The organism is Pseudoxanthomonas sp. (assembly GCF_027498035.1).
Taxonomy (GTDB): domain Bacteria; phylum Pseudomonadota; class Gammaproteobacteria; order Xanthomonadales; family Xanthomonadaceae; genus Pseudoxanthomonas_A.
Map to the genome: position 1 here is coordinate 2,701,979 of NZ_CP114978.1, position 20,780 is coordinate 2,722,758.

Annotated in this window: 22 protein-coding genes and 1 pseudogene; 17 read left to right on the top strand and 6 right to left on the bottom strand. The window is 66.4% G+C overall.

All coding sequences use genetic code 11. The annotated features are described in order from the left end of the window. Positions 1-52: 52 nt before the first annotated feature. Both O8I58_RS11730 and O8I58_RS11735 read left to right on the top strand, forming a co-directional pair. Entirely contained in the window at positions 53-1,294 is a 1,242-nt protein-coding gene (locus tag O8I58_RS11730) for an MFS transporter (protein WP_298316052.1), read from the top strand. A gap of 110 nt (positions 1,295-1,404) precedes the next feature. After that, positions 1,405-2,553, top strand: a complete 1,149-nt coding sequence (locus tag O8I58_RS11735) for an alpha/beta hydrolase family protein (RefSeq protein WP_298316054.1) — start codon at positions 1,405-1,407, stop codon at positions 2,551-2,553. A 64-nt stretch (positions 2,554-2,617) separates the two neighbouring features. Here the strand turns inward: O8I58_RS11735 and O8I58_RS11740 are convergent, their stop codons facing one another. Then, the gene (locus O8I58_RS11740; RefSeq protein ID WP_298316057.1) at positions 2,618-3,610 is read right to left on the bottom strand and encodes a LysR family transcriptional regulator; all 993 of its coding nucleotides are present in this window, start codon (positions 3,608-3,610) and stop codon (positions 2,618-2,620) included. A gap of 181 nt (positions 3,611-3,791) precedes the next feature. Between O8I58_RS11740 and O8I58_RS11745 the strand changes: the two genes are divergently transcribed. From O8I58_RS11745 to O8I58_RS11780, 8 genes and pseudogenes are all read left to right on the top strand, one after another. Then, complete coding sequence (locus O8I58_RS11745; protein WP_298316059.1) at positions 3,792-4,736, top strand: NAD-dependent epimerase/dehydratase family protein; 945 nt, start codon at positions 3,792-3,794, stop codon at positions 4,734-4,736. Beyond that, complete coding sequence (locus O8I58_RS11750; protein WP_298316062.1) at positions 4,729-5,784, top strand: SMP-30/gluconolactonase/LRE family protein; 1,056 nt, start codon at positions 4,729-4,731, stop codon at positions 5,782-5,784. Before O8I58_RS11745 ends, O8I58_RS11750 begins: the two co-directional genes overlap by 8 nt. Beyond that, positions 5,781-6,077, top strand: a complete 297-nt coding sequence (locus O8I58_RS11755) for an antibiotic biosynthesis monooxygenase family protein (RefSeq protein WP_298316065.1) — start codon at positions 5,781-5,783, stop codon at positions 6,075-6,077. Before O8I58_RS11750 ends, O8I58_RS11755 begins: the two co-directional genes overlap by 4 nt. Positions 6,078-6,119: 42 nt before the next feature. Continuing rightward, complete coding sequence (hisD, locus tag O8I58_RS11760) at positions 6,120-7,409, top strand: histidinol dehydrogenase (RefSeq protein ID WP_298316068.1); 1,290 nt, start codon at positions 6,120-6,122, stop codon at positions 7,407-7,409. Position 7,410: 1 nt separating this feature from the next. Continuing rightward, positions 7,411-8,166, top strand: coding sequence for an SDR family NAD(P)-dependent oxidoreductase (locus O8I58_RS11765; protein WP_298316071.1), 756 nt, complete (start codon positions 7,411-7,413; stop codon positions 8,164-8,166). 111 nt (positions 8,167-8,277) lie between these two features. Continuing rightward, the gene (locus tag O8I58_RS11770; RefSeq protein ID WP_298316073.1) at positions 8,278-9,270 is read left to right on the top strand and encodes a fumarylacetoacetate hydrolase family protein; all 993 of its coding nucleotides are present in this window, start codon (positions 8,278-8,280) and stop codon (positions 9,268-9,270) included. Positions 9,271-9,483: 213 nt separating this feature from the next. Further along, positions 9,484-9,942 carry a VOC family protein gene (locus O8I58_RS11775; protein ID WP_298316076.1) on the top strand — a complete coding sequence of 153 codons (459 nt, stop codon included), beginning with the start codon at positions 9,484-9,486 and terminating at the stop codon, positions 9,940-9,942. 293 nt (positions 9,943-10,235) lie between these two features. Then, a pseudogene (locus O8I58_RS11780) lies at positions 10,236-11,507 on the top strand (malic enzyme-like NAD(P)-binding protein); the annotation flags it as partial. Positions 11,508-11,636: 129 nt separating this feature from the next. Here the strand turns inward: O8I58_RS11780 and O8I58_RS11785 are convergent. Both O8I58_RS11785 and O8I58_RS11790 read right to left on the bottom strand, forming a co-directional pair. Then, a complete protein-coding gene (locus O8I58_RS11785; RefSeq protein ID WP_298316080.1) occupies positions 11,637-11,912 on the bottom strand; it encodes a hypothetical protein in 276 nt (91 codons plus the stop codon). Between the two features lie 76 nt (positions 11,913-11,988). Next, positions 11,989-12,444, bottom strand: coding sequence for an Lrp/AsnC family transcriptional regulator (locus O8I58_RS11790; protein ID WP_298316082.1), 456 nt, complete (start codon positions 12,442-12,444; stop codon positions 11,989-11,991). Between the two features lie 101 nt (positions 12,445-12,545). Here O8I58_RS11790 and O8I58_RS11795 point away from each other — a divergent pair, with 101 nt between their 5' ends. The 5 genes from O8I58_RS11795 (at position 12,546) to rpmG (ending at position 15,728) form a co-directional block, all read left to right on the top strand. After that, positions 12,546-13,439, top strand: coding sequence for a 2-dehydropantoate 2-reductase (locus O8I58_RS11795; protein WP_298316086.1), 894 nt, complete (start codon positions 12,546-12,548; stop codon positions 13,437-13,439). Positions 13,440-13,479: 40 nt separating this feature from the next. Then, positions 13,480-14,097, top strand: coding sequence for a LysE family translocator (locus O8I58_RS11800; protein ID WP_298316090.1), 618 nt, complete (start codon positions 13,480-13,482; stop codon positions 14,095-14,097). A 9-nt stretch (positions 14,098-14,106) separates the two neighbouring features. Then, a complete protein-coding gene (panB, locus tag O8I58_RS11805) occupies positions 14,107-14,955 on the top strand; it encodes a 3-methyl-2-oxobutanoate hydroxymethyltransferase (protein ID WP_298316092.1) in 849 nt (282 codons plus the stop codon). Between the two features lie 360 nt (positions 14,956-15,315). Then, the gene (rpmB, locus tag O8I58_RS11810; RefSeq protein WP_014159265.1) at positions 15,316-15,552 is read left to right on the top strand and encodes a 50S ribosomal protein L28; all 237 of its coding nucleotides are present in this window, start codon (positions 15,316-15,318) and stop codon (positions 15,550-15,552) included. An 11-nt stretch (positions 15,553-15,563) separates the two neighbouring features. Then, entirely contained in the window at positions 15,564-15,728 is a 165-nt protein-coding gene (rpmG, locus tag O8I58_RS11815; protein WP_093143674.1) for a 50S ribosomal protein L33, read from the top strand. Positions 15,729-15,769: 41 nt separating this feature from the next. On the opposite strand, the gene O8I58_RS11820 is transcribed toward rpmG, so the two are convergent. After that, positions 15,770-16,018 carry a hypothetical protein gene (locus O8I58_RS11820; protein WP_298316131.1) on the bottom strand — a complete coding sequence of 83 codons (249 nt, stop codon included), beginning with the start codon at positions 16,016-16,018 and terminating at the stop codon, positions 15,770-15,772. Positions 16,019-16,152: 134 nt separating this feature from the next. Between O8I58_RS11820 and cls the strand changes: the two genes are divergently transcribed. Next, positions 16,153-17,574, top strand: coding sequence for a cardiolipin synthase (gene cls, locus O8I58_RS11825; RefSeq protein WP_298316134.1), 1,422 nt, complete (start codon positions 16,153-16,155; stop codon positions 17,572-17,574). A gap of 703 nt (positions 17,575-18,277) precedes the next feature. Here the strand turns inward: cls and O8I58_RS11830 are convergent. Together O8I58_RS11830 and O8I58_RS11835 are read right to left on the bottom strand one after the other, a co-directional pair. Beyond that, a complete protein-coding gene (locus O8I58_RS11830; protein ID WP_298316137.1) occupies positions 18,278-18,934 on the bottom strand; it encodes an alpha/beta hydrolase in 657 nt (218 codons plus the stop codon). Next, on the bottom strand, positions 18,931-19,746 hold the full coding sequence (locus tag O8I58_RS11835; protein WP_298316140.1) for a dioxygenase family protein: 816 nt from the start codon (positions 19,744-19,746) through the stop codon (positions 18,931-18,933). The genes O8I58_RS11830 and O8I58_RS11835 overlap by 4 nt, the downstream gene beginning before the upstream one ends. A 102-nt stretch (positions 19,747-19,848) precedes the next feature. Between O8I58_RS11835 and O8I58_RS11840 the strand changes: the two genes are divergently transcribed. Then, on the top strand, positions 19,849-20,778 hold the full coding sequence (locus O8I58_RS11840) for a LysR family transcriptional regulator (protein ID WP_298316143.1): 930 nt from the start codon (positions 19,849-19,851) through the stop codon (positions 20,776-20,778). The last annotated feature ends 2 nt before the right edge of the window (positions 20,779-20,780 follow it).

Below are 20,780 nucleotides of genomic sequence, written 5' to 3' on the forward strand. Positions count from 1 at the left end.
AAAAATTCCCGCGATTACCCGTTACTCATCTAGCCTGGGAGGGCACTGAAACATGGCATCCGTCACTGGGGTTTCCACCCCGCAACAGGCCGGTACCGCCACCGGCCTGTCCTTGATCCTGCCGGTCGCACTGTCGACCATGGGCGCGGTGCTGCTCGCACCGATCGTGCCCAAGTTGTTCGAGCAGTTCCACGACGTTCCCAATGCCAACTACTGGGTGCCGGCGCTGCTGTCGGTACCTGCATTGTGCATCGCGCTGTTCTCGCCGTTCGTGGGCGCGCTGGCCGACCGCATCGGCCGACGCCGGTTGCTGATTGCCTCGATGATCATCTATTCGTTCTGCGGGATGGCGCCGCTGGTGCTGGACGACTTCGTCGCGCTGTTCGCCAGCCGCATCGGCGTGGGCATCTGCGAAGCGGTGGTGATGACCTGCAGCACCGCGCTGATCGGCGACTGCTTCGCGCCCGCACAGCGTGACCGCTGGCTCGGTAGCCAGGCTGCGACGGCCGCGATTACCGCGTTCTGCATGTTTCCGCTCGCCGGAAAGCTCGGTGACCTGTGGGGCTGGCGCGGCCCGTTCCTGATCTATGGCAGCGGCCTGCTGTTCCTGATCGGCATCCTGCTGTTTACCCGCGAACCCAAGCGCAGCGAAGCCTTTGGCCTGGACGAATCGTTCGCCGGCAGCGCCCCGTCCGGTGCGTTCCCGTGGCGCCATATGCTCACCGTTTGCATCATCACCGTGGTCGGCGGCGTGCTGTTCTACATCCTGCAGTTCCAGATGGCCTCGGCGATGCAGGCACTGGGCGTCAAGAACGCCACCAACACGGGCCTGCTGATCTCCATCGCCAGCCTCGGCGTGCCGGTTGGCGCGATCACCTTCGGCTACATCAAGCGCTCGCTCCGCATCCGCTCGTTGCTGCTGCTGGAATTCGCGATGATGGCGATCGGCTTCTACGGCATGTGCAAGGCCACCAGCCCGCAGGTGTTCATCATCCCCGGCATCATCAACCAGATCGGCGCCGGCCTGATGCTGCCGACCCTGCTGACCTGGGGCATGCAGCCGTTGAGCTTCGAGAACCGCGCCCGCGGCACCGGCATCTGGCAGGGGACCTTTGCGGTGGCGCAGTTCTTCAGCACCCTGGCCTTCTCGTTCGTGATGGCCCGGGTCAGCGGCCTGCAACCGGCGTTCGGCGTGTTCGCCGGGGTGGCGGCGGTCAGCGTCGTGCTGATCGTGCTGTTCTCGCGCTTCATCACCGGCCGCGCCGATGGCGCCAGGGTGAACCCGGGGCACTGAGCGGCCGGATCGTTCCCGGACACGATCCGGCGGCGGCCTGTCCTTCGTCGCCGGACCGGTCCACTTGGCCGCCCTCGCCGGCGGCCATCTTCATTCTCAGGAGATGCTTCATGTTCGAACCCTTCCCCGGCAATTACGTCTGGAACCTACAGACCAACCTGGCCCTGGTCTGCGGCGGCAACCACGGCGAGATCGACGTGGCCAACCGACCCCTGATCGAAGCGGCCAAGGCCGGCGCCGATGCCGGGTCGGCGGCGCTGTTCGACAGCTGGATCGCGGTCGCCGACCAGGTGACCCGCAATGCCGCGGCCGACGAAGCCGCCGGCTATCGGCTGTCGGCCGGCACCAAATACCTGCGCGCCGCCGGCTACTACCTGGCCGCCGAGCGCATGCAGAGCCGCGACTATGCGCCGCGCTGGATTGCCTACGACAAGGGCCTGGCGCTGTATCACAAGGGTGCGGCGTTGCGCGGCCTGCACATCGAGAAGGTTGAGATTCCCTACGAGGATTCCAGCTACACCGGCATCTTCGTCCACGACGGTAGTGGCACCCCGCGTCCGACCCTGGTCTCGGTCAACGGCCTGGACTCGATGAAAGAGCAGGTCAACATGGCCGGCCATGGCGCCTCCAACCTGGAGCGTGGCATCAACACGCTGTTCGTCGACCAGCCCGGCACCGGCGAGGCGATCCGCAAGCGCGGCCTCACCGCCGTGTTCGATGCCGAGCGCTGGGGCTCGCCGGCGTTCGACTACCTGCTGACCCGCAGCGACGTGATCCCGTCCAGGATCGGCATCTTCGGACTGTCCTTCGGCGGCTACCACGCCCCACGCATCGCCGCCAACGACCCGCGCTATGCGCTGTGCGCGGTGATGGGCGCCAACCACGTCTGGGGTCGACGCCAGCGCGAACGGGTCAGGAACGAGGGTGAAAATCCCGTGCCGCACTATTGGGACCACGTGATGTGGGTGTTCGGTTTCGACGACCGCGACGCGTTCCTGGACTACGCCGACCAGATCACCCTGGATGGCCAGGTCGAGAAGATCAGGGTGCCGTTCCTGGTGACCCATGGCGAGAACGACCGGCAGATCCCCGCCTTCAACGCCCAGCTGTCCTACGACCAGGCGGTCAACTCGCCCAAGCGCGACCTGCGGGTGTTCACCCACGCCGACTTCGAAGTGGAGCATTGCGGTGCCGACAACGGCACCGCAATGCGCGACTACATCGCCGACTGGTGCGCGGAGACGTTCGCGCAGTTGTGATGCGTCGCCGCAGCGCGGGCATCTGCCCGCGCTGCGGGGCTAGTCGGCGTGCAGGCGTGGGCGGTTACGCGCCGGCCGCGCGCAACGGCACCACGCTGGCTGCCGGCTTGGCCGGAACGGCACCCAGCGGATGCACCGCCTCCAGTGACGGAATCTGCCGCGCCATCTCGATGATCCGCTCGCGCACCCACTGGTTGCCCGGGTCCTGGTCGCGATAACGGTGCCACTGCAGCACCTCCACCAGCCTGGGCACCTCGAACAACGGCCGCACCAGCCGGATCGGCAAGCCCTGCAGGAAGGTGCTGGCCATGCGCGCATGCAGCGTGGCGACGCGGCCGGTACCGACCACCAGCTGCGGCAACACATGGAAGGAATTGGTCACCACCTCGACCCGGCGCGCATCCTCGCCGTGCTGGCGGCCAAACCAGGTTTCGAACATCGGCAGTCCCTGGCTGCTGCTCTGGAAGGTGACGTGGCTGGCCGCCAGGTATTGCTCCAGGCTGATGGTGTCGCCGATCTGTTGGTTGTCGCGGGCCACGGCCATCACGTAGCTGTCTTCGAACAGCACCTCGTGTGACTGCGTGATCGACGCCAACTGCTCCGGATGGATGATGAAGTCCACCTCGCCGCTTTCAAGCTGGGCCGGGGCGCGCTCGCTCGGGGCACACAGGCGCCAGGTGATCCCGGGGGCCTTGCTGTGCACGCGCCGCAGCACCTCGCACAGGAACACCGAGGACACATAGTCCGACACGACGATGGTGAAATGCCGGCGCATCGCCAGCGGATCGAAATCCGGGCGGGTCGCGATGGTCGCGTCAATCCGCAACAGCACGTCGTTGACCGGCTCGATCAGGCTTTCGGCCAATGGCGTCAGTTCCATCTTGCGACCGACCTGGACGATCAGCGGATCGTCGAAGTAATCGCGCAACCGCGCCAGGATGCCGCTCATCGCCGACTGGGTGACGTACATCTCCTCGCCGGCGCGGGTGACGTTCTTCTTTTCCAGCAGCACTTTCAGCGCCGACAGCAGATTCAGGTCCAGCTTTTGGTATCGCATTGCTCACTCCGTCCAGCGCGCTTGAGCGCTGTCGGCGAGTCTAGGTCGCGGTCCACGATGCACGCATGCTGCGTCACAGCAATCGAGCAATGGGCGAACGTGATGCTGCGCATCGTGAGGTTCGATTTCCGCCGTATGGCAGCGCTGGCGAAGATGCCTCATCTTCTTCGACGCCTCTCCTATGCACCTGCTTGTTACCGGCACCAACGGCTTCATTGGAACGGCCCTGGTCGCTCGCCTGCTGCGCGACTGGCCCGGTCTTGAGCGATTGACCGCACTCGACCTGAAGGCCCCGGCCTTCACCGATCCGCGCGTGGTTTCCATGCCTGGCGACATCACCGATCCGGCCCTGCTGGCACGTGCTTTTGCCGAGCCGGTGGACGTGGTGTTCCACCTGGCCAGCGTCCCTGGTGGCGCCACCGAGCGCGACCCGGCGCTGGGCTACCGGGTCAACGTCGCCGCCACCGCTGCACTGCTGCAGCACGCGGCCGCCTCCAACGCCCGCTTCGTGTTCGCCAGCTCGATCGCGACGCTGGGTGCGTCCCTGCCTGACATCGTCGACGACAGCACCCCACTGCGCCCGACCATGAGCTACGGCGCGCACAAGCAGATCGGCGAGATCCTGCTGCACGATGCCAGCCGCCGCGGCCAGGTCGATGGCCGTGGCATCCGCCTGCCGGGCATCGTGATGCGTCCGCCGGCACCGGCTGGGCTGCTGTCGGCTTTCATGAGCGACCTGATCCGCGAAACCGCCGCCGGACGTCGCTTCGTCTGCCCGGTTTCGGCCGGCGCCCGGCTCTGGCTCATGTCATCGCAACGCATCGTCGACAATTTGTTGCACGCCGCGCAAATGCCCGATCCGGGCCTGCAAGTGCGCAACTGGACCCTGCCGGCGCTGCTGGTGACCGTGGCCGAACTGGTCGACGCGGTCGGCCGGCAGACCGGCCAGGACGCCGCCGCCCTGGTCGAGTACCAACCCGATCCGGCGCTGGAACAGGCGTTCGGTGCCTACCCCTTGCTGTCCACACCCGCTTCCGAAGCCCTCGGCTTCCAGCACGACGGGGACGCGGTCGCGCTGGTCGCAAGCGCCCTGCAAGCCGACCAGGAGCGCCTCGCCCATGCTTGACCTCGACACCGCCACGACCACCAATCCACTGCACGGCTTCCGCGTGGAGCGCAGCCAGATCCGCAACGTCGGGGTTGGCCTGCAACGCCCCGAATGCATCCTGGCCGAAGCCGACGGCACCTTGTGGACCGCCGATGCGCGCGGCGGGGTGATGCGGATCAATCCGGACGGCCAGCAGCACCTGATCGCCCAGCATGAGGCCGGCAACGACGGCAGCGCCGAGGACCTGATCCTGGGCAAGACCCTGCCCAACGGCATCGCCTTCGACCGCAACGGCGACATCCTGATCGCCAACTTCGGCACCGACGCGATCGAGCTGATGACGCGCGACGGCCAGTCGCGCACGCTCTACACCGAGATCGACGGCCAGCCGCTGGGCAAGATGAACTTCATCCTGACCGACTCGCGCGGCCGGATCTGGTTCACCGTCACCACCCGCCTGCAGCCGTGGACCCGCTCGATCAACGAGAAGGCCCCCGACGGCTATGTCGGCCTGATCGACGAGACCGGCATCCGCGTGGTCGCCGACGGCTTCGTCGGCACCAACGAGATCCGCTTCGACGCCAACGAAGAATGGTTGTACGTGGTCGAATCCAACGCGCGGCGGATCTCGCGGCTGCGGGTGCACGCCGACGGCAGCCTGAGCGACCGCGAAGTGTTCGGCCCGGCCGACCTGGGTGGCACGCCCGACGGCTTCGCCTTCGACGCCTACGGCAACCTGTGGATCACCCTGATCCTGGCCGAGCGGCTGGTCGCGCTGACACCGGAAGGCGAGCTGCTGACCCTGCTCGACGATGGCAAGCCCGAGCAGATCGAGATCTACGACCGCCACTTCTTCGCCGGCACCGTGACCCCGCAGCTGATGGATTCGTGCTCGGGCACGCTGGCGCCGTGGATGGCCAGCCTGACCTTCGGCGGCCCTGACCTGAAGACGGTCTACCTGGGCAGCCTGAAGGGCACCACGCTGGCTTCGTTCCGATCCCCGGTGGCGGGGCTGCCGCTGCCGCACTGGCATGCGCGCCGGACGCGCGCGGGGGAGCCCGCATGATTCTTGAGATCGCCACCTTTGACATCACACCCGGCGGCCAGGCGGGTTTCGAGCAGGCCTTCGCGGAAGCACGCAAGGTCATTGCGCAGGCACAGGGCCACCTGGGCCACGAGCTGCTGCGCTCGCACGAACAGCCGGCCCAGTACGTCCTGCTGGTGCGCTGGGAAACCGTCGAAGACCACACCGAAGGGTTTCGCGGCTCGTCCCTGTTCGGACAGTGGCGCGCGCTGCTGCAACCGTTCTTCGCCACCGCTCCGTCGGTCGGCCATTTCCATTCCATCGCAGCGCGCTGAAGCGCCAGCGATATCGCACACTCCATCACCGGGAACCACACCATGATCCGCCATATCAAGCAGGGCAAGCCGGCCGAGGCAAAGGCCGAACTCAACGCCCAGGTCCGCGACACCGTCGAGAAGATCATCACCGACATCGAAGCGCGCGGCGAAGCGGCGGTGCGCGAGTATTCCGAGAAGTTCGACAAGTGGAACCCGCCGTCGCTGCGGTTGAGCGCCGAGGACATCCAGGCCTGCATCGACAGCCTCTCCCCGCAGGCGATCGAGGACATCAAGTTCGCCCAGGCGCAGATCCGCCGCTTCGCCCAGGTGCAGCTGATGTCGCTGCGCGATGTCGAGGTGGAGACGCTGCCGGGCGTGGTGCTCGGCCACAAGAACATCCCGGTCAACTCGGTGGGCTGCTACATCCCCGGCGGCAAGTACCCGCTGCTGGCCTCGGCGCACATGAGCGTGCTCACCGCCAAGGTCGCCGGCGTCAAGCGCGTGATCGCCTGCGCGCCGCCGTTCGACGGCAAGCCGTCACCGGAAATCATCGCCGCCATGGCGCTGGCCGGGGCCGATGAGATCTACGTGATGGGCGGTGTGCAGGGCGTGGCGGCCATGGCACTGGGCACCGAGAACATCGCCCCGGTGGACATGATCGTCGGCCCGGGCAACGCCTACGTGGCCGAGGCCAAGCGCCAGCTGTTCGGCCGTGTCGGCATCGATCTGTTCGCCGGCCCGACCGAGACCATGGTGATCTGCGATGACAGCGTGGACGCCGAACTGGTCGCCGTGGACCTGCTCGGCCAGGCCGAGCACGGCCCGACCTCGCCGGCCTACTGCCTCACCACCAGCAAGAAGATCGCCGAGGAACTGCCGGGCCAGATCGAGAAAGTGCTGGCGCGCCTGGACACCGCTCCGATCGCCAGCGTTTCCTGGCGCGACTACGGCGAGATCATCCTGTGCGACACCGACGAGGAACTGCTGGCCGAGTCCGAGCGCCTGTGCTCGGAGCACGTGCAGGTAATGACCCGCGACCCTGAGTGGTTCCTGCAGCGGATGACCAGCTACGGCGGCCTGTTCCTGGGCCACCGCACCAACGTGTCCTACGGCGACAAGGTGATCGGCACCAACCACACCCTGCCGACGATGGGCGCTGGCCGCTATACCGGCGGCCTGTGGGTGGGCAAGTTCATCAAGACCCACACCTACCAGCGCATCCTCACCGACGAGGCCAGCGTGGCGATCGGCGAGGTCTGCTCGCGGCTGTGCGCGCTGGAACACTTCTCCGGCCACAAGGAGCAGGCCGACATCCGCGTGCGCCGGCTCGGCAAGCCGCAGGCCGCCTGAAATGACCGCGGACGCACGCGCGGTCGCGGTCGTCACCGGCGGCGCCGGCGGATTGGGTGCGGCAATCTGCCAGTCACTGGCACAGGCGGGACTGCGGGTGGTGGTCACCTACCGCAGCTCGGCCGATGCGGCCAGGGCTTTGGCAGCCACGCTTCCCGGTGACGATCACCTTGCCCTGCCCGCCTCGGTCACCGACAGCACTTCGCTGCAGGCGCTGGCGACGTCGGTGCAGGCCGCCTGCGGCCGCGCCGATGTGCTGGTCAACTGCGCTGGCACCACCCGCTTCGTCGCCCATGCCGACCTGGATGGGCTGGACGACGCGCTGATCGACGAGATCCTCAGCACCAACGTGCGCGGCGCCATCGCCGCCACCCGCGCGTTGTTGCCTTTGCTGCGCGAAAGCCAGCTCACCGGCGGCGGCGTGGTGATCAACATCAGTTCGATCGCCGCGCGCACCGGGATGGGCAGCAACATCGCCTACTGCGCCTCCAAGGCGGCGCTGGACAACCTGACCCTGTCGCTTGCGCGTGCGCTGGCGCCGCAGGTGCGGGTGCTGTCAGTCGCGCCCGGCCTGGTCGATACCGAGTTCGTCAAATCGCTGGACGTGGAATGGCGCGACCGCCAGTGCGCATCCACCCCGCTCGGCCGGCTCGCCGAACCGGCCGAGATCGGCCGTGCGGTGGTGGTGGCAGTACGTGACCTGACCTTCTCCACCGGCTGCATCCTGCCGGTCGATGGCGGCCGCCCGCTTGGGTGAGGACGACCCGCTTGCACGGCACCGCCGCGCGGGTCGCCCGAGCGCCCGGCGCGCTGCGCCGGACCGGGTCGCACCGAGATGCACTTTCCTTCTACCGATGAGAAACCGCCCATGAAACTCGCCTCCCTCCGCAACGGCACCCGCGATGGCCGCCTGGTGGTGGTCTCGCGCGACCTGACCCGCGCGCTCGATGCGACTTACGTGGCCGCGACCATGCGCGCGGCCATCGATGACTGGGCAGTGGCCGAACCGGGCCTGCGCGCGCTGGCCGCCACCCTGGAAGACGGCAGCGCCGACGGCGCATTCGCCTTCGACCCGAGCCAGGCCCTGGCCCCGCTGCCACGCAGTCACCAGTTCGTCGATGCCTCGGCCTTCCTCAACCATGGCGACATCATGGAGCGGGCCTACGACCTGGCGATCAAGAAGACCCCGGGCATGTGCATCCTGGTGCCACGCCAGGGCGACGATTTCCGCGGCCCGCGCGATGACTACGAATTTCCAACCGCCGAAGACCAATGCGATTTCGAAGGCGAGTTCGCGGTGATCACCGACGACGTGCCCATGGGCGCGACGCCGAAAGAAGCACTCACCCACGTCAAGTTGGTGACCATCCTCAACGACGTGAGCATGCGCAAGCATCTGTTCCGCGAGATCTCGCTGGGATTCGGCCTGGTGATGGCCAAGCCGGCGACGATCTTCGCCCCGGTGGCGGTCACCCCCGACGAACTGGGCGAGGCCTGGCACGATGGCCGGGTCCTGCTGGATATGCAGGTCCACCGCAACGGCGAACCGTTCGGTCACCCCAACGGCCGCGGAATGGACTGGAGTTTCGGCGAACTGCTGGCACAGCTGGCCTATAACCGCCGCCTGGGCGCCGGCATGGTGCTGGGATCGGGCACGGTGTCCGACCGCGACTATCGCAACGTCGGTTCGGCCTGCCTGGCCGAGCGACGCGCGCTGGAAAAACTGGACAGCGGCGAATCGGTGACCCCGTTCATGCAGTACGGCGAATCGCTGCAGTTCGAGGTGTTCGGGCTCGACGGGCAGTCGGTGTTCGGGGCGATCGACACACGCCTCGTGCCGGCCACGCCCGCCAATGCCTGACTGCGGCGCACCGCCTGCCGCGGGATGTGGCGCTGGCCCGGCCACCGTTGCGGCCTCCTCGCTGGACATGCTGCGCTACACCGAAGGACTGTAGTACCGATGCTCGGAACTACAGTCCTTGTTGCACGCCAGTAACGATGCCGACATCACGGTCCATCCCACTGCCGGCTATTTTTCCCTCATCGTCGCCCGACGCCTTCCAGGTTCATGATCATGTCGACCGAACACGCTGCCGCCAGCGCGGCCACCGCGGCGCTGCCGCTCAAGCACCACCACGGCGCGATGAGCGTGCCCGATCTGAACGCGGCCATCGCCTGGTACGCACGCGTGCTCGGCTTCGCGTTGGAGCGCCGCTTCCCGATTCCGGCCATCCCCGCCGAAGTGGCGATGCTGCGGCGCGGGCCGATGCGCATCGAACTGTTCGAGGTGCCCGGCGCTGCACCGCTGCCACCGGAACGCCTGCTGCCGGACAGCGACAACCGCACCCACGGCAACAAGCACGTGGCCTTCGCCGTGCCCGACGTGGATGCCGCCGCCGCGCACCTGCACGCACAGCAGGCCGATGTCGTCTGGGTCAAGCGTTTCCCGTGGGGCGCCAACATCTTCCTGCGTGATCCGGCCGGCAACCTGATCGAACTGGTCGAAGAACCCGAGCTCTGGCAGGCCGACTGACGGCCAATGCGGCATCCCGGGTCCCACGACCGCTGGCGTCCCTGATCAGCCTGCTGCCGAAAGCCGATGCACGGCCACGCCAGTCATCGGAGCCGATGCTCGCCAGCATCGGTCGAATCGATTTGTCGGCCCGGGGTGCAACTTCCACTATCGCAGGCCAGGGTCCCGGCGGCACGCGTGATGGTCCGCATCGGGACACGCGCCGTTCCACCAGCGATTCCCATGCCGGCGCCAGCGCCGCATGGCCTGCGTCCGGACTGGCCGTGACCTTCCCTTCCCATTCGATAGCCGCCATGAAGACAGACGCCCATCCCCCGAGCCCCCCTGCAGCGACCGACCAGCGCGAAGCCGCCCTTGCGTACCATCGCTGGCCGCAGCCGGGCAAGCTGGAGGTCCGGGCGACCAAGAACGTCGCCAGCCAGAACGACCTGGCCCTGGCTTATTCGCCAGGCGTGGGTTACGCCTGCGAGGCGATCGTCGCCGATCCGTCCCAGGCCGAGGCGTTGACTGCACGCGGCAACCTGGTCGGCGTGGTCACCAACGGCACCGCGGTACTGGGCCTGGGCAACATCGGCCCACTGGCCGGCAAGCCGGTGATGGAAGGCAAGAGCGTCCTGTTCAAGCGCTTCGCCGGCATCGATGCGTTCGACATCGAACTCGATGCCAACGATCCGCAGCTGCTGATCGAGATCGTCGCGGCGATGGAGCCGACCTTCGGCGGGATCAACCTGGAAGACATCAAGGCGCCGGAGTGCTTTGCGATCGAGCGCACCCTGCGCGAGCGCATGGGCATCCCGGTCTTCCATGACGACCAGCACGGCACCGCGATCGTGGTCGGCGCGGCGGTGACCAACGCACTGCAGCTGGTCGGCAAGCGCATCGAAGCGGTCAGCCTGGTGGTCTGTGGCATGGGGGCGGCCGGCGTGGCCTGCGTGGACATGCTGGTCTCGCTGGGCCTGCGCCGCGAGCAGGTGCTGGCCGTGGACCGCAGCGGTGTGATCCACAGCGGCCGCAGCAACCTGGATCCGACCAAGGCGGCCTACGCCCACGACACCGACAAGCGCAGCCTGGCCGACGCCCTGCACGGCGCCGACATCTTCCTCGGCCTGTCCGGTCCAGGCACGCTGACCCAGTCCATGCTCGCGACCATGGCCGCCGACCCGATCGTGCTGGCCCTGGCCAATCCGTATCCGGAGATCCTGCCGGCCGACGCCCATGCGGTGCGCCCGGATGCGATCGTCGGCACCGGCCGTTCGGATTTCCCAAACCAGATCAACAACGTCCTGTGCTTCCCTTACCTGTTCCGCGGCGCGCTGGACGTACGCGCCACGCAGATCAATACCGCGATGAAGATCGCCTGTGTCCACGCACTGGCCGCACTGGCCGCGTCGCAAGTCAGCGATGATGGCAGTGCGCGGCTTGGACGCGACTACCTGATCCCGCATCCGCTGGACCCGCGCCTGCTGGTCGAACTTCCCGCCGCGGTCGCCAAGGCCGCCATGGAAAGCGGTGTCGCCACGCTGCAGATTTCCGACCTGGACGGCTATCGCCAGCGTCTCGCGGAGTTGGCCACGCGACTGGCGTAAGACTCAAGGACGGCAGCCGTACGGAGCGAATCTCCGGCAATGGGCTCGCCCGCCTGCACCGGGTGCGTCAGCACGGCCGCCTGACCGGCAACGTGCGCGGCCACCGGGTTATCCCCATACGCGCCAGTCAGCCCGAAAGCCGCCGAGGGATGCAGGCCGTGATCGACCAATGCCCCTGTAGTCACAGGTCAGAACATCGAATCCATGGCCGAAAAGATAAGTCGCGAAACGGGAATAGAAGCGTGCCACGACCGATGTGGCTGGATTGACGATCACGACCGGCCGGAAGCCCGCTTTGGCGTCACCGTGATGCCGCCAGATCTGGCCTTGCAGCTTGTCGCCATCAGCGGCGTCGAAGGCCATCGGCTCTGGCGCAAGGCTCATACAGCGTCCAAATCGCGTAACCCGGTTGCCCGTCAGTCCTTCACCGCCAGAATCTCGGTCGCTGCCATCTGGAGCACTAGAAAACTGCGAGGGGCCTGGGGCTCACGACATCCTTCATGACCAGCGTGGACGTCAATCTCAGCACACTCGGCAATGAAGCCAGCTTCTGGTCGTACAGCTGCTGGAATGCCGCCAGATCGCTGACGATGACATGCAGCAGGTAGTCAGGGTCACCAAAGAGACGCTGGGCCTGGGTGACCTGAACGACATCGGCGACAGCCTTCTCGAAGGCTTCGACGGCAGCCCTGTCGCCGTCACGAAGGGTCACGAACACGACTGCCGAGAAAGCCAGGCCCACGGCGGATGGATCAAGTTCCGCTCGATATCCCCTGATCACACCGGCCTGCTCCAACGCCCGAACCCTGCGGTGGCATGGAGAGAGGCTCAGCCCGATTCGCGCTGCCAGGTCCGTCACGCTCAGGCGCCCGTCCATTTGCAGCTCAGAGAGAATCTTCCTGTCGTAAGCGTCCAATCGAGATTTCCTCCTAATCCAGGCCCTGCCAGAGGGCAGATATAGGAACACATTTCCCATTCTTGCGAATACCATTTTTCGCCACCAAACGGGAAAGTTCGATGAAGACGAGAGCGGGGCCGCGCGTAGCGATCATTGGGCCAGGCGCAATCGGGCTTTCAATCGCGGCCATCCTGGCGAAAGCAGGCTGCTCGGTTGAAGTGTGCGGCGGCAGTCACAGGTTTGAGCACTGCACCGTTGTTGATGCGCGTGGTTCGTGGAGCTTCCCGGTTGCCCACCATGACAATCCATCTGCGCTCGAGGGCATCAACATCGCGGTGCTGGCGACAAAAGCCCAGCACACCGATGCCGCCCAGCACTGGTTGAGGGCCCTGCCGGACGGGACCAGCGTACTCATCGCACAGAACGGGATCGAGCTTGAGGAGCGTGCCGTGAAGCACGTCGGCCAATCCGCATTGATTCCCTCCGTGATGTACCTCAATGCCGAGCGCACCTCCCCAGGTTGCGTGACCATCCGACAGGTTGGCGACGCAGATGTGTGCCTGCCTGATGTGCAAGGCGGCCGGATCTTCATCGATCTGCTGAAAGCCGGAGGCCTGCGCGTCGCGACATCTGCGGACCTCAGGACGACAGCCTGGGCGAAGCTGCTGACCAACATCACGGCGAACCCGCTGACCGCGCTGACGGGTAGGCGGGTGGACGTCATTCGGGAAGCTGGAATCACCTCGCTCGCAAGAACCCTGATGAACGAGGCTGCAGCCGTCGCGCGCGCTGACGGCGCCGCGCTGACCGACCGGCATGTCGAGGACGCGCTGCAGTGGCTGCTGAATGCTCCGCCAGACGCCACGACATCCATGCGGGAGGACCGCCTGGCGGGCCGTCCGATGGAATACGACGCATTGACCGGCGCCGTCCTTCGGGCCGCAGACCGGCACGGGATGGATGTTCCCGCCAATCGCCTGATCCATTCCTTGCTCGTGGCGGTACAGCCTTGAAGCGTGCCAGCGACGTCGCTCCCCAGCATCCAGCACTGACATGACGACCCATCTCCTTCTCGCCTTCTGGGCGGTGTCCATTCTCTTTGTGATCACGCCCGGCGCCGACTGGGCTTTTGCCATCTCCGCCGGCATCCGTGGAAAGGCCGTCTGGCCAGCCGTCACAGGCCTGCTCTCTGGACACATCGCCGCAACGCTGGTGGTCGCAGCCGGTGTGGGCACCCTGGTGGCACAACAACCGGATGTCCTGACTGTTTTGACCTGTATCGGCTCCACGTACCTGCTTTGGCTGGGGATCAGGATGCTCCTCGCCCGGACCGTCGACATGCGCGCAAGCCCAACCGGGGAGATATCAGCGCTGAGCTGGTGGACAAAGGGCGCCTGTGTGAGCGGCTTGAACCCAAAGGTCTTCCTGCTCTTCCTGGCCTTGCTTCCCCAGTTCGTTGATCCCACCTCCCGCTGGCCCGTTTCGGCTCAGATGGTGACGCTGGGCCTGGTCCATATCCTGAGCTGTGCCGTGGTCTACGTCGCTGTCGGATTCGGCGCAAGAAAAATGCTGGGCGCCCGCCCCAGCGCTGCAACAACCGTCACGCGCATCTCTGGCGCGGCCATGCTCGCAATCGCCATGGTCCTTCTCATTCGGCAATTTTTCAGTTGATCCCTGCACATGACTAAAGAGCAAACCTCCCCCTACGGCACCGGCTCCAAGCCCTGGGACAACGCCACACGCGTTCGCATCCCTCACTTGAAGCAGATGAAGGAGCGTGGCCAGAAGTGGGCGATGCTCACGTCCTATGACATGTACACGGCCGCGATCTTTGAGGAGGCCGGGATTCCCGTCCTCCTCATCGGCGATTCGGCATCGAACAATGTCTTTGGCAACGAGACCTCCCTCCCCGTCACGGTGGACGAACTGCTGCCCCTGGTGCGCGCCGTCTCGCGATCATCCAGGCGTGCACTTGTCCTGGCCGACCTTCCCTTCGGCTCTTACCAGGCATCTGCCGAGCAGTGCTTCCACACCGCCGTGCGCTTCATGAAGGAAGCTGGCGCGCACGCCGTCAAGCTTGAGGGCGGCGTGGAGATGCTGCCGCAGGTGGAGAAGCTGAGTCGCAATGGCATTCCCGTCATGGCCCATATCGGCTTTACCCCCCAGGCAGAGCATCAGCTGGGTGGCTACAGGATTCAGGGCAAGGGCCAGGACGCGCAGCGCCTTATCGACACCGCGCTCGCATTCGAGTCGGCAGGTGCGTTCTCCCTGCTTCTTGAGATGATTCCGGGCGATGTCGCCGCGCGGATCACGTCATCGGTGTCCATCCCGACTGTCGGCATAGGTGCTGGAAACGCCTGTGACGCGCAGGTTCTGGTCTGGCAGGACATGGCTGGCTTGCGCACTGGCAACCTGCCCAGGTTCGTCAAGCAGTACGCAGACCTGCATGGCCAGCTGCTCTCCGCGGCAAGGGCTTACGCGGAAGACGTGGCGGCGGGCACTTTTCCCGAAGCCAAGCACACCTTCTGACCGACCGACGCCCCTCCCGACACCCCGGGTTCCTCCGGTTCTCCCGGGCTGTCCTGAATCAGGCTTGGGGATTCCGCTGCCGCCATCCGATCGGCCGCGGATGCGCTGGTCGCGCCGATCCGCAGGATGGTTCCTGTCCGCCGCATCCCGGCCGCAAGTGCTTGCACGGACAGGGAAAGCTGCCCATAATGCGCGGCTCACTGCGTCCGGCTCCTGCCGGAACAGGACTGGAAGCGCGATTCCGGCCCGCCAGCAGTGGTTCCAACCTCCCGTATCGCATGGCCTGGTCCGCTGTCGGATTCAGGCCGGGGCCGCCATCTCCCAGGCTATGGGCGATCAAATTCATATCGAGGTGCACAGATGTCCCGTGTATGCCAAGTGTCCGGCAAGCGCGTGATGACGGGTAACAACGTCAGCCACGCCAACAACAAGACCCGTCGTCGTTTCCTGCCCAACCTGCATGAGCGCCGCTTCTGGGTTGCCAGCGAGAACCGCTGGGTCAAGCTGAAGGTTTCCGCGCACTCCCTGCGCACCATCGACAAGAACGGCATCGACTCCGTTCTGGCTGAGCTGCGTGCGCGCGGCGAAAAGATCTGAGGAGATAAGTCATGGCAGGCAAGCGCGACAAGATCCGTCTGATTTCGACAGCCGGTACCGGTCATTTCTACACGACCGACAAGAACAAGAAGAACACCCCGGGCAAGATGGAAATGAGCAAGTACGACCCGGTCGTGCGAAAGCACGTGCCCTACAAGGAAGGCAAGATCAAGTGACGTGATGGCCCGTGCGCGATGCGCACGGCTTTGCCATCACGTCATCCCCGCGAAAGCGGGGATCTGGTGCCTGAGAAGAAACCCGCCGCAAGGCGGGTTTCTTCGTACAGGCCAACGACGATCTCATCGCGGGCGCTAGCGCCCGCCTTTGCCGCGCCGTCATCCCCGCGAAAGCGGGAGGCGCCTTTCAACAGCGTGTAGCGCTGGTCATCCAGCGCCTTGAAACAAAAAGCCCGCCGCAAGGCGGGCTTTTTCGTGGACGGCCCATGGTCTTCCACGACAACGGGCACGCTGCTCCGGCTGGGCTCGCCTTCTCATTGCACCCGGATGCCACAACGGCTGGCACCACCCTGACAGCCCCCTCACTATCGTGTTCACCGCGCGGACGGCAGAATCCGGGCATGACCCGATCACCGGAGCTTCGATGACCGAGCCGTCCTCCATCGGCGCGTGGCTGCTGGCCCTGGACTGGGTGATCCGCCTGGCCGCGCTGGCGTGGATTCCCTCGCGCACCACCCCTGCGGCCGCACGCAGCTGGCTGCTGCTGGTGTTCTTCGTGCCGCTGGCCGGGCTGCCGCTCTACCTGCTGCTCGGCCATCCCTGGCTGTCACGCGAACGCCTGCGCCGCCAGGCCGAAGCCTCGTTGCTGATCCGCGAAGAACAGAAACTCCTCGGCGAACTGCGTTGGGCACCGGAAGGCGACGGCGCGGAAAGCGAGATGGTCCCGTTGATCGAGCGGCTGGGCGATTTCATGCCCACCCACGGCAACGCGGTGACCCTGCTGGATGACTACGACGCCTCGCTGCGGGCGCTGCTGGAAGACATCGCCACCGCGCACGACCGCGTGCACCTGCTCTATTACCTGATGTTCGCAGACCAGGTCGGCGACCTGGTCTGCGAGGCGCTGCTGCAGGCCGCCGCACGCGGCGTGGAATGCCGGCTGATGCTCGATGCGGTCGGCGCGAAACCGGGCATGCGCGCCTATGCCGGGCGCCTCCGCGCCGGCGGCGTGCAGGTGCAGGAACTGCTGCCCGGCGGCCTGCGCTGGCGTCGCAGTGGCCGCATCGACCTGCGCAACCATCGCAAGCTCGCCGTGATCGACAACCGCGCCGGTTACGTGGGCTCGCAGAACCTGGCCGATGCCGGTGCGTTCGTGCGCGGCTATCCCAACCGCGAACTGGTCGCGCGCGTGGAAGGCCCGGCGGTGTCGCACCTGGAAGCGGTGTTCGCCAGCGACTGGTACCTGGAAACCGGGGAGCGGCTGGACGTGATCGCCACCACGCCGGTGCGCGATGCGAACGTGGCCGCGCAGCTGCTCCCGAGCGGCCCTGCATATCCGTTTTCCAACGCGCGCGACGTGGTCTGCGCGCTGATCCACCTGGCGCAGAAAAAACTGGTGCTGACCACGCCGTACTTCGTGCCCGACGACGGCACCCTGAGCGCGCTGCGCATCGCCGCGCTGTCGGGCGTGGACACGCAGTTGATCCTTTCGCGCAGCAACAACCAGCGGCTGACCGCATGGGCGCAGGAGTCGTACTACGGCGAGCTGCTGGCCTCGGGCGTCAAGATCGCGCACTACCGCCCGCATTTCCTGCACGCCAAGCACCTGAGCGTGGACGATTCGATGGCCCTGGTCGGCTCGATGAACCTGGATATCCGCTCGTTCGCGCTCAATGCCGAAATCGGCATGCTCTGCTACGGCGCCGACGTGGTGACCCGCATGCGGCAGGTGGAGGCGGAATACCTGGCCGACAGCGATGTGCTGACCCTGGCCGAATGGAACCGGCGGCCTGCGTGGAAGCGGAGTCGTGAGGGCATTGCGCGGTTGGCGGATTCGTTTATCTGAGTTTTGCTTTTTCGGCTTTTTTACTCAGCCGATTAGTGCCGTTTGCGAGGTGGAGAAAAAGTAAAAGCTTTCGCGCGGCTTTGCCGCACGAGCTACTTTTGTCTTGGCAAAAGGTAGCCAAAACCGCCAGCGCCTGACACTCGCCGCCGCGTTGCGGCGGTGCCCTGTGCTCCTCGCCGAAAACGGCACGGCGCGGGAACTCGCTTCGCTCAGACACCCGCGCCTCTTCGGCCGTTTACAGCTCCGGTGCTCGGCTCGCTTTGAAGGCGCTGAAGATCAAGGGCGGAGCAACAGCCAAGCAACAGCGAAGGCAAGAGCCTCAGCCGGAGCGGCCTAGCAAGCTCAACCTCAGGCAAAGGCTTTTGGCGAATGACGAGCCAGACGGGCTGTTCCGCTCTTCGCTCTTGCTTCGGCTCTCAAACCCTCCGTGAGGCACGGCGAAGGGGCGAGGTAAGACCCGCAGAGCCTGCCCCGTACTTGATACGGGGGCGCCGCACATGGAAGTGCGGCGTTTTTGGAAGGGACATGGATGTCCCTTCCAAAAATCCCTCGGCCCGTAGCGGACCTGCGAAGCAGGCGTGCCGCCCCGGGGCGTGTTTCTTTGCCCAGCTTTCTTTGCACGAGCAAAGAAAGTGGGTCGGGCGGCGAAGCCGCACGAAAGCTCTCGCTCCTAAAAAAGACGTCCCGCGTCGGATGAGGCGGCTCAAACCGCCACAAACTCCGGCAACCGCGCCTCCACCCATGCCACGAAATCTGCCCGCATCTGCGGGGTCAGCTCGTGGTCGGCGTCATACGCCTTCAACGCATGCGCCACGCCATGCCCGGCCAACAACGCCTGCGCGCGTTCGGCGAAGAAATAGCCAAGCTTGGAATCGCGCGTGCCGTGCAGCACCAATCCGTGCAGCGCGTGGCTGGCAATGTCGGCAGGAATCAGCGGCTCGATCTCCGGCAGGATGCGCCCGCTCAGCACGCCGAAGCCGGCCACCGATGCCGGCGAGGTCAGCGCCACGCTGGCGCTCATGATCCCGCCCTGGCTGAAGCCAGCCACCAGCGTGCGCGATGGCACGATCCCCAGCCGCGTTTGCTGTTCGGCGATGAAGTCGATCAGCGCCCGACGGCTGGCGTCGGCCTGCGCCGCGTCGATCTGCGGGCCCTCGGCGGTGAAGCGCACCGGGAACCACGCATGCATGCCCGGCCCCAGCGCCAGCGGCGCGCGCACCAGGACCACCTGCAGGTCCGCCGGCAATTCCAGCGCCAGCGGCCACAGGCTGCCTTCGTTGGCACCCACCCCGTGCAACAGCACCAGCAGGCCGCGCGGCGTGCCGCTGGCCGGGCGTTCGATGTAATGCAGCGCGCTCATGCCGCGGCCTGCACGGTCAGCGCATCGTCGAAGCGATAGATGTCCATCGCCAGGAAGCCCATGTCGATGCCGGCATCGATGCGGGTGGCGCGGAAGTGTTCGCCGGCCGCGCCCATGGCCACGTAGATCGGCTGCCAATGCTCATCGGTGGGATGGGCACGCTCGGCATCGGGTGCCTGGCGGCGGTAGTCGAGCAATGCGTCCACGTCGCCTTCGGCCAGCTTGCGCTCGACCCAGTCGATGTAGGGCTGCACGTACGGCGCCTGCTTGCCTTCGCTGTAGCTGCGCCAGTCGTGCAGGTTGTGGGTGATGCTGCCCGAGCCGATCACCAGCACGCCTTCGTCGCGCAGCGGTGCCAACGCGCGGCCCACCGCCAGCTGGTGCGCCGGACCGGCCATCGGCTGGATCGAGACCGGCACCACCGGGATATCCGCATCCGGATACAGCAGCCGCAGCGGTACCCACACGCCGTGGTCCAGGCCGCGCTGCGGATCGATGTGCGGGTCCAGACCGGCCGCGTGCAGCAGCTCGGCCGCGCGCAGGGCCACCTCGGGCGCGCCCGGCGCCGGGTACTGGATGTCGAACAGCGCCTGCGGGAAACCGCCGAAGTCGTGGATCGTCTCCGGCTGCGCGGCACCGCCCACCAGCGGCGCACGCGCCAGCCAATGCGCGGAGGCGACCACGACGGCCTTGGGCCGCGGCAGGTCGCGGGCCAGCTCGGCCAGGCGCATGCCGACCAGCTTGGGGTCCAGCGCGGTCATCGGCGAACCGTGGGAGATGTAGAGCGAAGGCAGGCGGGCGGTCATGTTCATGCAAGCACCTGTTCTGGAAGAGAACGAGGGAGCCAGCCTATTGCGTCACCGTTAGCGGATAAACTCCACGGGAAGCCAGAATTTGTTACGGGGCAAGAAACAATGGACACCATCGAAGCCATGCGCGTCTTCGCCACGGTGGTCGAGCGCAGCGGGTTTTCCGCCGCCGCCGACGCCCTGGACATGTCCACGCCCAGCGTCACCCGCCACATTGCCTGGCTGGAGCAGCGCCTGGGCACGCGCCTGCTCAACCGCACGACCCGCCACGTCAGCCTGACCAGCGCCGGCGCCGCCTACCACGAGCGCTGCCTGAAGCTGCTGGCCGAATTCGCGGCCACCGAGGCCGCCGTCGCCGCCCAGTCTCTGGAACCCTCGGGCACGCTGCGGGTCAATGCACCGGTGAGCTTTGGCATCGCCCGACTTGGAGACCTGGTGGCCCGTTTTGGCCAGCTGCATCCGCAGGTGACCATCGACCTGGACCTGTCCGACCGGCTGGTCGACCTGGTGGAGGAAGGCTACGACGTGGCCATCCGCATCACCCGGCAGCCGGCCGGCTCGCTGATCGCCCGTCCGCTGGCCGAATCGAGCATGGCCCTGTGCGCCTCGGAAGACTATCTGCGCCGCGCCGGCATGCCGCAGACGCTGGCGGCCTTGGCCGACCACGACGTACTGGGCTACCGCTACTGGGCCGGCGGCGACGAATGGCGCCTGGAAGGACCCGATGGCGAAGAAACCGTGCGCGTGCGTGAACGCCTGCGCGCCAACAATGGCGACATCCTGCGCGAGGCCGCCATCGCCGGCATGGGCATCACCCTGCAACCGGACTTCATCGTCGGCGATGCCATCGCCGATGGCCGGCTGGTCCGCATCCTGCCGCAATACGACATTCCCCCCGTGCGGATCTTCGCGGTGTACGCCAGCCGCAGCCACCTGGCGCCGAAGGTCCGCAGCTTCATCGATTTCCTGGTCGAATCCCTTGCCGACGGCTGCCCACGGCAGCCGGTGGCGGGCGACCCGCCGGACGCTGCTTAGGA